The organism is Paenarthrobacter nitroguajacolicus (assembly GCF_051027655.1).
Lineage (GTDB): Bacteria > Actinomycetota > Actinomycetes > Actinomycetales > Micrococcaceae > Arthrobacter > Arthrobacter nitroguajacolicus.
Genome location: NZ_CP073234.1, coordinates 2966805 through 2980621, shown reverse-complemented (window position 1 = coordinate 2980621; position 13817 = coordinate 2966805). Strand labels below are relative to the sequence as shown.

General features: G+C 62.3%; 11 protein-coding genes. All 11 read left to right on the top strand.

Annotation, left to right across the window (positions count from 1 at the left end; translation table 11 throughout):
* The first annotated feature begins 10 nt into the window (after nt 1-10).
* The 11 genes from argS to KCX59_RS14095 all read left to right on the top strand — a co-directional run bounded on the left by argS (nt 11) and on the right by KCX59_RS14095 (nt 13810).
* Nucleotides 11-1660: an arginine--tRNA ligase gene (gene argS / locus KCX59_RS14145; RefSeq protein ID WP_091468428.1), complete on the top strand. Its 1650-nt coding sequence runs from the start codon at nt 11-13 to the stop codon at nt 1658-1660.
* 4 nt (nt 1661-1664) lie between these two features.
* Nucleotides 1665-3137, top strand: a complete 1473-nt coding sequence (gene lysA / locus KCX59_RS14140; protein WP_179017173.1) for a diaminopimelate decarboxylase — start codon at nt 1665-1667, stop codon at nt 3135-3137.
* Nucleotides 3130-4446 carry a homoserine dehydrogenase gene (locus KCX59_RS14135; protein WP_091468423.1) on the top strand — a complete coding sequence of 439 codons (1317 nt, stop codon included), beginning with the start codon at nt 3130-3132 and terminating at the stop codon, nt 4444-4446. The genes lysA and KCX59_RS14135 overlap by 8 nt, the downstream gene beginning before the upstream one ends.
* Nucleotides 4447-5550, top strand: coding sequence for a threonine synthase (gene thrC / locus KCX59_RS14130; protein ID WP_091468420.1), 1104 nt, complete (start codon nt 4447-4449; stop codon nt 5548-5550). It begins immediately after the preceding gene.
* 2 nt (nt 5551-5552) lie between these two features.
* On the top strand, nt 5553-6527 hold the full coding sequence (gene thrB / locus KCX59_RS14125; protein ID WP_179017174.1) for a homoserine kinase: 975 nt from the start codon (nt 5553-5555) through the stop codon (nt 6525-6527).
* 304 nt (nt 6528-6831) lie between these two features.
* A complete protein-coding gene (rho, locus tag KCX59_RS14120) occupies nt 6832-8994 on the top strand; it encodes a transcription termination factor Rho (protein WP_179017175.1) in 2163 nt (720 codons plus the stop codon).
* Between the two features lie 256 nt (nt 8995-9250).
* A complete protein-coding gene (gene prfA, locus KCX59_RS14115) occupies nt 9251-10324 on the top strand; it encodes a peptide chain release factor 1 (protein ID WP_014922181.1) in 1074 nt (357 codons plus the stop codon).
* Nucleotides 10325-10358: 34 nt separating this feature from the next.
* Nucleotides 10359-11231 carry a peptide chain release factor N(5)-glutamine methyltransferase gene (gene prmC, locus KCX59_RS14110; RefSeq protein WP_179017176.1) on the top strand — a complete coding sequence of 291 codons (873 nt, stop codon included), beginning with the start codon at nt 10359-10361 and terminating at the stop codon, nt 11229-11231.
* Nucleotides 11232-11243: 12 nt separating this feature from the next.
* Nucleotides 11244-12071 (top strand): L-threonylcarbamoyladenylate synthase, encoded by an 828-nt coding sequence (locus KCX59_RS14105; RefSeq protein WP_091468410.1) that lies wholly within the window; start codon nt 11244-11246, stop codon nt 12069-12071.
* Complete coding sequence (locus KCX59_RS14100) at nt 12068-12853, top strand: WecB/TagA/CpsF family glycosyltransferase (RefSeq protein ID WP_179017177.1); 786 nt, start codon at nt 12068-12070, stop codon at nt 12851-12853. Before KCX59_RS14105 ends, KCX59_RS14100 begins: the two co-directional genes overlap by 4 nt.
* Nucleotides 12854-13810, top strand: a complete 957-nt coding sequence (locus KCX59_RS14095) for a glycosyltransferase (RefSeq protein ID WP_179017178.1) — start codon at nt 12854-12856, stop codon at nt 13808-13810. It abuts the gene before it with no gap.
* Nucleotides 13811-13817: the final 7 nt, after the last annotated feature.

Genomic DNA, 13817 nt, shown 5'->3' with positions numbered 1-13817 from the left:
GGCTAGGAGAGTGACTCCCGAAGAACTCTCTGCCGCCATATCCGCCTGCCTTAAGGACGCCGTTTCCACCGGCGAAATCGCCCTGACGGAATCTGCCGTGCCCGACGCCGTACGAGTGGAGCGACCCAAGAACCGGGATCATGGAGACTGGGCCACCAACATCGCCCTGCAACTCTCCAAGCAGGCCGGCATGAATCCCCGCGAATTTGCTGGAATCCTCAGCAACCATCTGCAGGGCATTCCCGGCGTTACCGGAGTGGAAATCGCCGGTCCGGGCTTCCTGAACATCACCGTCGATGCTGCCACAGCCGGCGCCCTCGCCAAGGCCATTGTTGAGGCCGGAACCAGCTATGGCACCAACCAGGCGCTCGCAGGGCGAGTGGTCAATATGGAGTTTGTTTCCGCGAATCCAACCGGTCCGTTGCACATCGGGCACACACGCTGGGCCGCTCTGGGCGATGCCATTGCCCGTGTTCTGCGTGCCTCGGGTGCCAACGTCACCGCCGAGTATTACATCAACGACGCCGGCTCGCAGATGAACGTCTTCGCAAACTCGGTCCTCTCCCGCCTTCACGGACGTGGCGTGCCTGAGGGTGGCTACCCGGGCGAGTACATCCGCGAACTTGGCGACGAAGTACTGAAGGCCCATCCGGATATCCGCGAGTTGACGGACGAGGCAGCCCTGCCCGTTATCCGCGCCGCTGCGTACCAGGCACAGATGGCAGACATCAAGACCACGTTGGCGGAGTTTGGCGTCGAGTTTGACGTCTTCTTCTCGGAAAAGGAACTGCACGACGCCGGTGCGATCGAATCCGCCGTCGCCCGCCTTCGCGAGCAAGGCCACGTTTTCGACGATGGCGGTGCCGTCTGGTTGCGTACCACAGACTTCGGTGACGACAAAGACCGTGTGATGATCCGCGCCAATGGCGAACCTACCTACTTCGCTGCGGACGCCGCGTACTACCTTTCAAAAAAGGACCGCGGCTTCACGGAGAAGATCTACCTGCTCGGCGCGGACCACCACGGATACATCAACCGTTTGAAGGCCATCGCCGCCTGCGCGGGAGATGATCCCGAGGTCAACATCGAGGTCCTCATCGGCCAGCTTGTGTCCGTTAATGGCGCCAAGCTTTCCAAGCGTGCCGGTAACATCATCGAGCTCAAGGACCTTATTTCCTGGCTCGGCAAGGATGCCGTCAGGTATTCCCTGGCCCGCTTCCCGGCTGACTCGCCACTGACGCTGGATCCGGAACTGCTGAAGAAACACAGCAACGAGAACCCGGTGTTCTACGTGCAGTATGCGCACGCCCGCTCCCGCGGCACAGCACGCAATGCTGCGGAGGCCGGCGTAGAGCGTTCCGTCTTTGACGCATCGCTCCTGGACCACGCCACTGAAAACGAGTTGCTCTCCTACCTGGGCAGCTACCCGTCTATTGTGGCGAAGGCTGCCGAACTGCGTGAGCCGCACCGCGTGGCCCGCCACCTCGAAGTCATCGCCGGTGCCTACCACCGCTGGTACGACGCTTGCCGCGTCTCGCCGCAAGGCGATGAACCCGTGCAGGACGTTAACCGCACGCGCCTGTGGCTGAATGACGCCACCAGCCAGGTGCTGGCCAACGGACTCGAACTGCTGGGCGTTTCTGCGCCGGAACGGATGTAGGGAAATGACCATAAACGCTACACACGCTTCTCCGCTCGCACCCGAATGGTTGGCTGTTCCCGAAGACCTCAACGCCTTGCAGGCACCCATGTGGGCTGCCGGGGTTGAGAAGAACGACGCCGGTGAGGTCACCATTGACGGCGTGTCCGTCAGTAAGCTCAAGGAACAGTACGGAACTCCGCTGTTCGTCATGAGTGAATCGGACTTCCGGTCCCGTGCACGGGCGTTCAAAGACGCGTTTGATTCCGCCTTCGCCGATATTTGTGGGGGAGTGGATGTCTACTACGCCGGAAAGTCGTTCCTGTGCACTGCAGTAGCCAGTTGGGTTTCCGAGGAAGGCCTTCGCTTGGACACCTGTTCGGGCGGCGAGCTGGCTGTTGCCGCCCGTGCGGGAATCGAAGGGCCCAATCTTGGCCTGCACGGCAACAACAAGTCCGACGCCGAGATCAAGCGCGCCCTGGATATGAAGGTCGGCCGAATCGTGGTGGACAGCCTCGATGAACTGGAGCGGGTGGCCAAGATTGCCTCCAGCCGTGGCGAAACTGCCAAGGTCATGCTTCGCCTGACCCCCGGCGTACACGCCCACACCCATGAGTTCATCGCCACGGCACACGAGGACCAGAAGTTTGGCCTCTCCATGGCCGGAGACACCACCGATGAAGCAGGCCTGTCAGCAGCCGAGGAAGCGGTGGCTGCAGCAACCTCCTACGCCAGCATCGAGCTCTTGGGCCTGCACTGCCATATCGGCTCACAGATCTTTGAGCCCGACGGCTTTGCCCTTGCAGCGGAGAAGCTGCTGGGCTTCCTGGCCTCCATGCAGGCCAAGTACTCCATCGTCATGCCCGAACTGGATCTGGGCGGCGGCTACGGAATCGCCTACACCCCGGTGGATACACCCCGGCCGCCAGCCGAAATTGCGCAGGCGATGGCCGCCGTCGTGCGTTCCAAGTGCGTGGAACTGGACATCACTCCACCGCGTATCTCGATTGAACCCGGACGCGCCATCGTGGGCAGCACCACGTTCACGCTCTACGAAGTCGGCACGCTCAAAACCGTTCGTGTTGACGCTACTGAGGGGGAAGACGGGGACAACAACGTTACGTATCCCCGCCGCTATGTGTCGGTGGACGGCGGGATGAGCGATAACGCGCGCCCGGTGCTTTACGACGCGGATTATTCGGCAATTTTGGCTTCCCGGAACTCTTCGGCGGATCCTCAGCTGTCCCGCGTAGTGGGCAAACATTGCGAGAGCGGCGACATAGTTGTTAGAGATGTATATCTGCCCGCGGACGTGGCAGCCGGTGATTTGCTCGCAGTACCGGGTACCGGCGCCTACTGCTGGGCCCTCTCCAGCAACTACAACTACCTGGCCAGGCCTGGCGTTGTCGCTGTAAGCGACGGAGCCGCCCGGCTGATTGTCCGCGGGGAAACCGAAGAAGATCTCTTGAACCGCGACATGGGAGTGGCGAATGTCTGAAGTGCAAACCTTGAAGGTGGCCCTGCTGGGCTGTGGCAACGTTGGGGCCCAGGTTGCGCGGATTCTGATTGACGACGCCGAGGCCCTCGCAGCCCGCAGCGGAGCCCGCTTGGAACTGGCCGGCATCGCCGTGCGCAATATCGACTCCCCACGCGACGTAGAACTGCCGCGCGAACTATTCACCACGGATGCCGAAACCTTGGTGAAGGACGCAGACCTCGTCATTGAACTCATGGGCGGCATCGAGCCTGCCCGTTCGCTGATCCTGACGGCCATCCAGAACGGCGCATGCGTTGTCACCGGCAACAAGGCACTGCTCGCACAGGACGGCCCCACACTCTACGAAGAGGCAGACAAGGCCGGCGTCCAGCTGTCCTACGAGGCCGCCGTTGCCGGTGCGATCCCCATCCTGCGCCCTATCCGCGACAGCCTGTCCGGCGACCGCATCACCCGCGTCCTGGGCATCGTTAACGGCACCACCAACTTCATCCTTGACCAGATGGACACCACCGGTGCGCAGTTCTCCGACGCCCTGGCCGAAGCCCAGCGCCTTGGCTATGCGGAAGCCGACCCCACAGCCGATGTCGAAGGCCACGACGCTGCAGCGAAGGCTGCGATCCTTGCATCGTTGTCCTTCCACACGCGCTTCTCCCTGGACGATGTCTATTGCGAAGGCATCACCAAGGTCAGCGCTGCGGACATTGCCTCCGCCAAGGAAGCCGGCTTTGTCATCAAGTTGCTCGCAATCGCCGAGAAGATCGACTCATCGGACAACGGCAGCGGCATTTCCGTGCGCGTCCACCCCACGCTCCTGCCGCGCGAACACCCGTTGGCTGCTGTCCGTGGTGCCTTCAACGCCGTCTTCATCGAAGCGGAAAACGCCGGTGAACTCATGTTCTATGGCCAAGGTGCAGGTGGAACGCCCACCGCATCCGCTGTGCTGGGTGACCTCGTGTCTGCCGCGCGGCGCTTGGTCCTGGGCGGCCCGGGCCGGACGGAGACCACCACTGGCCACGTTCCGGCGCTGGCCATCGATGCGTCCACCACGAGCTATTACATCGGCCTGGACGTCGCGGACCAAGCCGGCGTTCTGGCCCGGATCGCGCACATCTTTGCGGAGAACGGCGTTTCCATCGAAATAATGCGTCAAACGATCCACCGCGACTCTGCCTCGAACGTTGAGTCGGCCGAGCTGAAAATCGTGACGCACCGTGCATCCGAAGCTGCACTCGCGGCAACCGTCGAGGCCGTGAAAGGCCTGGACGTCATCAATTCTGTAACATCCGTACTCCGGGTAGAAGGGGTCTAAGTGGCTCACCAATGGCGCGGAGTAATCCGCGAATACGCTGATCGTTTGCCTGTAACGGAAGCCACCAAGGTCATCACCCTGGGCGAGGGCGGCACGCCTCTGGTCCACGCGCAGAAGCTTTCAGAGCTGACCGGCTCCGAGGTTTACCTTAAGGTCGAAGGCATGAACCCCACGGGTTCGTTCAAGGACCGTGGCATGACAATGGCCATGACAGCTGCTGTGGAGGCCGGTGCTAAGGCCGTGGTTTGCGCCTCCACCGGCAACACCTCCGCCTCAGCTGCTGCGTACGCGACGGCCGCAGGCCTCAAGTGCGCGGTGCTGGTACCCGAAGGCAAGATCTCCATGGGCAAGCTGAGCCAGGCCATCGCCCACGGTGCCACCCTGCTCCAGGTTGACGGTAACTTCGACAACTGCCTGGACATTGCTCGGAAGCTCGGCGAAGCCTACCCGGTGTTCCTGGTGAACTCAGTCAACCCGGCGCGCATCCAGGGCCAGAAGACCGGAGCCTTCGAAGTTGTGGACACGCTGGGCGACGCCCCCGACATCCACGTATTGCCAGTGGGCAACGCAGGCAACATCAGCGCCTACTGGAAGGGCTATAAGGAGTATTCCGCGCCGTTCGAGACGGCTAACGGAACACTTCCGGCTGTTTCCACCAAGACGCCCGTCATGTGGGGCTTCCAAGCTGCAGGTGCCGCACCGTTCGTTGCAGGGCATCCCATCACCGAGCCCGACACGATCGCTACTGCCATCCGCATCGGCAATCCGGCCTCGTGGGAGACCGCCGTTGCGGCCCGTGACGAATCGGGTGGCTTGATTGAGGCTGTGACCGATGACGAGATCCTGGCCGCCCACCGCTGGCTTTCCGCAAAGGAAGGCGTGTTCGTAGAGCCCGGTTCCGCTGCCGGTGTCGCGGGCTTGATCAAGAAGCACGCTGCAGGCGAGGTTCCGTCCGGCAAAACCATCGTCATCACGGTCACCGGGCACGGGCTCAAGGACCCGCAGTGGGCCCTCCGCACTGAGGACGGCAGCGATGTCCAGCCCGTCAAGGTGCCGAACGACGTCGTCACCGTTGCCGCAGAACTGGGACTGGAAGAAAACTAAGAGTGGAATCAACGCAGCCCACCGCGACCGATCGTGCACTTGTCGCGGCAGGTCAGCGGCTGACCGTCAAGGTCCCCGGTACGAGTGCCAACCTGGGACCCGGTTACGACAGCCTCGGCTTGGCCTTGTCGATTTACGACACCTTGACGGTGGAAACCCTCAGTACCGGAGAGCTCGAGTTCGAGCTCTCCGGTGAGGGCGCTGACTCCCTCCCACGTGACGCCAGCCATCTGGTTGTTCGTGCCATTGACCTTGCGCTGAATCGGCTTGGATTCCGGCACTCAGGTCTGAAGATCATTGCGGACAACGTCAATCCACATGGCCGGGGGCTGGGGTCTTCAGCCTCGGCTGTGGTTGCTGCCGTATCTGCCGCCAACGCATTGGTCCCTGCCGAATTCCGGCAGGACCGCGATTGGATCCTGCAGTTGACCAGCGAGATGGAAGGCCACCCGGACAACGTCGCACCCGCCATTTTCGGCGGACTGGCGCTGTCGTGGCAGGACAGCGAGCAGTACAGCACCACACGCGCTGACGTCGCACGGTCGGTGATCCCAGTGGTGGCGGTCCCGGACTACGAACTGTCCACGGAGACTGCACGCGGATTGCTTCCGGCATCCGTTGGACATCACGCGGCAGCAATGAATTCCGGACGTGCAGCCTTGTTGATTCACGCACTCACCGCGGATCCCACGTTGCTGTTGCCCGGCACGGAAGACTATCTCCACCAGAGCTATCGCGCTCAGGCAATGCGCCCCAGTGCCGACCTCATCGCTGCTCTTAGGTCGGCCGGCCATGCAGCGGTTGTCTCCGGCGCAGGCCCCACCGTGATGGTGCTGGCCAATGGCGCTGAGGAAGCAGTAAGCGTCGCCGAATTCATCGGCACACTCACGGCGGACAACACACCCGACGTCGGTTGGCGCGTGATGACGCTGGCTGTGGACGATCAAGGTGCTAGAGTGGAAGTGCACCGCCGGTAAAGCCGCGGGCAGTTCCCTGATTTTGGATCTCGGTGTTTTGCCGTACCTTTCGTCAACTGTGCCAACGTTGGTGGTGTCGTCTCTTTCCGGCCTGTCTCAGGTGCCGCAGAAATCTCTCTGTTTCCTGAATCTACGCCGGCTGTCCGGGCAACTGGATCCAGTGATGACGATCAGTATCCGGCCCTGTTGGCCACAATCCATCAGGCACGGCCCAAATCACCGGCTGCAGATCTGAACTGCAGCCCAGAACAAATCATCGCGTCCAGCTCTCGCTCTGGACGCCGTCGAGGGGGAAGGATCCTTCGTGACAGAAACCACTGAGCTGGCTTCAGCTGTGGACACAACATCTTCTGCTGCTGAGTCGTCAACTGCAGCAACCACCAAGAGCAGCGGCCTCGCAGGCCTTAAGCTCGCCCAGCTCCAGGCTCTCGCGAGCCAGCTGGGCATTTCCGGGGGATCCCGTATGCGCAAGGGGGATTTGGTCACGGCCATCTCCGCCCACCGTGCCGGCACCTCCACTACCAAGGCGCCCGCCAAGGCCAGCACGGCGAAAGCAACTGCGGCCAAGGAAGCCCGGGCTGCAGAGCCGAAGGCCGCCCCTGAAAGCAGCGCACCCGCTGATGCAGCTGTCGAGGCCCCGGCCCAGGAAGCACCCCGCGGCCGTGGTCGTGGTCGCAGCCGTCGGGCTACAAGTGACGGAGTAGTAGCAGCCGCTGAAGCCGCTGCTGCGCCTGCCGAGACCTCAGCCGCACCGGCTGTTGAAGCTCCGGCGCCCGTCGAGACCGGCGAGGCCGCAACTGAGCGTCGCCAGCCGCGAACCCGTAACCGCCGCCGCGGCGAAGCTGCCGCGGCACCTGCCGAAGCAGCAGAAGCACCAGCAGCCGAGCAGCGTACGGAACAGCGTGAGCAGCGTGCCGACCGTACCGAACAGCGTGAGCAGCGTGCTGACCGCACGGAACAGCGTGAGCAGCGTGCCGACCGTACCGAACAGCGTGAGCAGCGTGCTGACCGCACGGAACAGCGTGAGCAGCGCGAACAGTCTGACTCGGGCGACCAGCAGCGCGAACGTCGCGACAACACCCGCGGACGCCGTGAAGACAACAACGACGGCGACGACACCGGCAACCGCCGCAACCGCCGCAACCGCCGTGACCGAAACGAACAGAACGACCGGAGCGACCGCCGTGGCGGTCAGGACAGCCGTGATGGAAACACCCGCAGCGACCGCTTCCGCGACCGCAACGAGCGCCGCCGTGGCCGCGCGCAGGGGCCGGACGTTGACGACGTCGAGGTCACCGAGGACGACGTCCTTCTTCCTGTAGCCGGCATCCTGGACGTTCTGGAGAACTACGCGTTCATTCGGACCTCCGGATACCTCCCCGGTGCAAACGACGTCTACGTTTCCCTGGCACAGGTCAAGAAGTACAACCTTCGAAAGGGCGACGCCGTCGTCGGCGCCATCCGGGCACCGCGGGACGGTGAAGACCGCAGCCAGCAGTCTGCCCGCCAGAAGTTCAACGCGCTCGTCCGCGTCACCTCTGTCAACGGCAAGACGCCGGAAGAACTCAAGGATCGCGTCGAGTTCGCCAAGCTCGTACCGCTGTACCCGTCCGAGCGCCTGCGCCTCGAGACGGATCCCAAGAAGATCGGTCCGCGTGTCATCGACCTCGTGGCCCCGATCGGCAAGGGCCAGCGTGGCCTGATCGTCTCCCCGCCGAAGGCCGGCAAGACGCTCATCCTGCAGTCCATCGCGAACGCGATCACCACCAACAACCCTGAGGTTCACCTCATGATGGTGCTGGTGGACGAACGTCCCGAAGAAGTCACGGACATGCAGCGCACCGTCAAGGGTGAGGTCATCGCCTCTACCTTCGACCGTCCCGCAGACGACCACACCACCGTTGCCGAGCTCTCCATTGAACGCGCCAAGCGCCTCGTGGAAATGGGCATGGACGTGGTGGTCCTCCTGGACTCAATGACCCGCCTGGGCCGCGCCTACAACCTGGCAGCACCGGCCTCAGGCCGCATTCTGTCCGGTGGCGTGGACTCCGCAGCTCTGTACCCGCCCAAGCGCTTCTTCGGTGCAGCCCGTAACATCGAAAACGGTGGCTCGCTCACCATCCTTGCAACCGCGCTCGTCGAGACCGGCTCCAAGATGGACGAAGTCATCTTCGAAGAGTTCAAGGGCACCGGCAACATGGAGCTCCGCCTGTCCCGCCAGTTGGCAGACAAGCGCATCTTCCCGGCAGTGGACGTCAACGCGTCCGGTACGCGCCGCGAAGAGAACCTGCTCTCGCCTGAAGAAGTCAAGATCATGTGGAAGCTGCGCCGCGTCCTTTCCGGTCTGGAGCAGCAGCAGAGCCTTGAGCTGCTGACCAACAAGATCCGGGAGACGCAGAGCAACGTCGAGTTCCTCATGCAGGTTCAGAAGACGACGCTCGGAGCGAAGTCGGACAACGACAAATAGCTGTGCTCTAACCGCTCAAAATATGCCGGCCCCGCCCCTACGCCGGGTAGCTTCTGATCTACGATCAGAAGCTACCCGGCTCCGGCAGGCCCGAAGCCACTCCCTGGCCGGCATATTTTGAGCGGTCCTTGTTTAAGACGGAATCCTTGACCCGACACCACGCGAGGTCATTTGGCCCATGTGGGCCCGCCAGATGGGCTGTACGTGACCCTACGTTGCAGTTATTAGACTTGTAGAAGTCGAAAGAGGTTTGAAAATGTTTGAGTCCGTACAGGGATTGCTGGATGAGCATGCTGCTATTCAGGCGCAGTTGAGTGATCCTGCCGTTTATGCCGATCAGTCTGCTGCCCGGAAGTTGGGGCGTCGGTCTGCTCAGCTCCAGGGCATTGTGGAGGCGTACAACAAATGGCGCGGGCTCAATGATGATCTGGAAGCTGCCAAAGAGATGGCAGACGAAGATCCCGAATTCGCTGCAGAAGTTGTGCAGTTGGAGGAGCAGATTCCTGCGGCACAGGAGCGGCTGCGCCGTCTGCTGATCCCTCGTGATCCGGACGATGCCCGCAACGTGATTCTCGAAGTCAAGGGCGGCGAAGGTGGCGACGAAGCTGCACTGTTCGCTGGCGACCTTCTGCGGATGTACATGCGTTACGCCGAGTCGCGGGGCTGGAAGACTGAAATGATCTCCGCCACCGAGTCCGATCTTGGTGGATACAAAGACGTCGCCGTGGCCATTAAAGGCAATTCGAACGACCCCGCACAGGGCGTTTTTGCCCGCTTGAAATTTGAAGGTGGCGTGCACCGCGTCCAGCGGGTTCCTGTGACTGAGTCGCAGGGCCGCATCCACACGTCGGCTGCCGGCGTGTTGGTGCTCCCCGAAGTTGATGAGCCCGAAGAACTTGAGATTAACCAGAACGACCTCAAGATCGATGTTTACCGTTCATCCGGACCGGGTGGCCAGTCCGTGAACACCACCGACTCCGCCGTCCGCATTACCCACTTGCCTACGGGCATCGTGGTGGCCATGCAGAACGAAAAGTCCCAGCTGCAGAACCGTGAAGCCGGTATGCGCGTCCTCCGCGCGCGCCTTCTGGCCCACCAGCAGGAACAAATTGATGCTGCCAACTCTGAACAGCGCAAGTCGCAGATCCGCACCATGGACCGTTCAGAGCGCATCCGCACATACAACTTCCCGGAAAACCGTATTGCGGACCACCGCACCGGCTACAAGGCCTACAACCTCGATGCCGTCATGAACGGCGATCTTGAACCCGTGATCCAGTCAGCCATTGAAGCTGACGAGCAGGCACGCCTGGACGCCATCGGCGAATAGCGCTGCCGGACAACAACCACAGCAGAGTTCATCCATGACGTTTTACCAAGGCCAGAGCCTCGCGGACGCTGTTCGCGAGGCTACTGCCGTCTTATCCGACGCCGGTGTGCCCAGCCCGCGTGTCGACGCCGAGTTGCTTGCCGAACACTTGCTGGGTGGCGGCCTTGGCCGCCTACGGGCCATGATGCTTGGCGACACACCAGCTCCCGACGGCTACCGGGAACTGGTGGAGGAGCGCGCCGGACGGGTCCCACTGCAGCACATCACCGGCGTCGCGTATTTCCGTCACTTGGCGTTGCGTGTCGGTCCCGGCGTCTTCATTCCGCGTCCTGAAACGGAATCGGTAGTGCAGCTGGTCATTGACCACCTCGCTGGAATGCCGAAACCCAAGGTGGTGGACCTCGGCACAGGATCCGGTGCAATTGCCGGTTCCATCGCCCATGAGGTTCCGGGCGCTGAGGTTCATGCCGTGGAATACAGTACGTTCGCGCATGCCTGGGCGGCCAGGAACCTGGAACCCTTGGGGGTCATGCTCATTGAAGGCGATCTGCGGGATGCGCTCCCTGAGCACAACGGAACTTTCGACGTCGTCGTGTCCAACCCTCCGTACATCCCGGCCGAAGCGATCCCCACGGAGCCGGAAGTCGCCCTCCACGATCCGCCGGAGGCACTGTACGGTGGGGGATCGGACGGCATGGAACTTCCGACGGCGGCAGCGGCCTCAGCGGCCCGCCTCCTTAAACCCGGTGGTTACTTCGTGATGGAACATGCGGAAGTCCAAGCGGCCTGGATCGCCGGCATGCTGCAACGAACGGGGCGTTGGAAAGACGTCACCACGCACTGTGACCTGAACGGCAAGGAACGTGCCACCAGTGCCGTCCTGGCAAGCCCGTCTCCCGATGAGTGAAAGAATAGCGCTGTGACCACAACCTATAACTGCACTTCCGATGACCAGCGGACTGAAGGCCTTCAGCATGCCCAGCGCGCCATCAGTGAAAAGAAGTGCATCGTGATGCCAACGGACACCGTCTACGGCATTGCCGCTGATGCCTTTTCGCCGTTGGCCGTGACCATGTTGCTGGCCTCCAAGGGGCGTAGCCGGCAGATGCCCCCTCCGGTCCTGATACCCCGGGTCAATGCCCTGGACGGGCTGGCCACCGATGTCCCTGCCGATGCGAGGGCGCTGGCGCAGGCCTTCTGGCCTGGTGGCCTGACACTGATCCTGCATGCACAGCCGTCCTTGGACTGGGACCTCGGCGAAACCAAGGGCACCGTCGCCCTCAGGATGCCCGATGACCAGATCGCCCTGGAACTCCTGGGGCTCACAGGTCCGTTGGCCGTTTCCTCCGCCAACCGGACGGGCCAGGAAGCAGCACAGACGGCCTCGGAAGCACGACTCCAACTGGCAGAGTCCGTAGAGGTCTACCTCGAGGGCGGTTTCCGTCCCGTCAAGGGGACTGCTGCCCTGCCCTCCACGATTGTGGATGCCACTTCCACTCCGTTCCGGGTAGTGCGCCAAGGAGCCATCGAGCTGGAGCGACTCCGCGAGATCGTTCCCTCGATTCTGGGCATCGGTGAAACCATTCCTGCGGAGGTGCCTCCTGTGGAAGACGCGACCCCAACAGCGGGTGACGCGACCCCAGCAGCGGATGACGCGCCGATCGAAGTAACGGAAACGGCCGCCGTCGTGGATTCAACCCAAGAATCAGTGAAACCAGGGGCCCCGAGCGAAGCCAAACCCGAATGATTCCGGAGCGCCAACGCGTCCCCGTCTTCGACGTCGACGCCACTCCCATGCGCGTCAACGAGCTAATTGAAGCGATGGCCGGACTCATCGCAGCCGGAACAACCGCCACCGCCCTTGGACATAATCTTCACAGCATCACGCTGCTTCATTCGCGCCCGGATGTCCGTTCCTTATACGAGGAAAGCTCGATCGTCCTACTGGATGGTGCTCCCGTTGCGATGCTTTGGGGACTCGCCCACAAACGTCAACTCCAGACGCTGGGTGAGGGCCCCATGGCCTACCGGCTCGGTTCCATGGATTGGATCCCGGATCTCGGCAAGGTCAACGGTCTGGAGCGTGTAGCCGTGGTTGGCGCCGGACGGGCGGCCAATACGAAGGCGGTCGCCCGGCTGCGCTCCATCATCCCCGGTGCAACGGTGGATGGAATGCCCGGTGAGGGATGGGACAGCACCCTGGAGGACGCGGTGGTGAACTGGCTGACGGATTTCCGTCCGCAACTGGTCCTGTTCGGACTTGGGATGCCGCTGCAGGAAACAGTCCTGCACCGCCGGCTCGCAGAGTTGCCCCCCGCCCTCTATTGCGCCGTCGGCGGTGCCATTGAACAGGTTGCAGGCATCCAAAAACTAGCGCCACGTTGGCTCGGCCGCTTGGGGCTCGAATGGGCCTGGCGGCTGGTCCTTCACCCGGGCCGTGTGGCCTACAGAGTTTTCGTTGAACCTTGGAAGCTGGCAGGCCTGCTGATTCGGCGCCGTTTCCAACCATCCAAGACCAAAGGCAAGTAAATGACGTCCCACCCTGTCGTGGTCGCTGTTGTGGTGACCTATAACCGGCGTGAACTCCTCCAGACGACCTTGGAAGGCATTGTTGCAGGTACCCGGGTACCGGACGCCGTGGTCATCGTGGACAATGCCTCCACGGATGGAACCGCAGAGTTCCTCCAGCAGTATCAAAGCCCGGTAACCATTGATGTGGTCTCGTTGAACACGAATGTGGGCGGTGCCGGTGGGTTTGTTGTCGGTATGGAACGGGCCGTGCTGGACCACGGTGCCGACCACGTATGGATCATGGACGACGACACGGAACCGCAGGCGAATGCCCTTCGCGAAGCATTGGACGTGTCGGAATCCTACCAACAGGAAACGGGAGAGGCCCCGGCCTTCATCGCAAGCCGTGTTGTGTGGACTGATGGCCGTGACCACCCAATGAACCGTATGCGTCCGCGGATGGGAGCGAGCGAGGACCAACGCAGCGTTGCTGCCCGTCTGGGCGCCACCCAGATCCGGAGTGCTTCGTTCGTGTCGGTGCTGATACGCGCTGGAGAGATCAAGCAGCATGGCCTGCCAATTGCGGACTATTTCATCTGGAACGATGACCTTGAGTACACCGCGAGGATTTCCCGCCGCGGTACCGCTTTGACCACCAACGCATCGGTGGCCAACCACCACACGAAGGTATTTGGTGATGCGGGAGCGGATCCCGGCCCGCGCTTCTATTATGAAGTGCGGAACAAGCTCTGGGTTTATACCCGATCGAACGCCTTGGCGCCGTGGGAAAAGGTCCTGTTTACCGGCGCTTCGCTGCGCAATTGGACCCGCACCATCGCCGCCTCTCCGAACCGCAAAGTGCTTTTGGCCGGGCTCTTGAAAGGCCTGCGCCACAGCCTGAAAGCTCCGCGGTCCAACGCCCAGGTGCTCGATGGGATCTACGCACTGCGTAACGTCCAGGGGCCCGTCAGGTAGCAGCTGC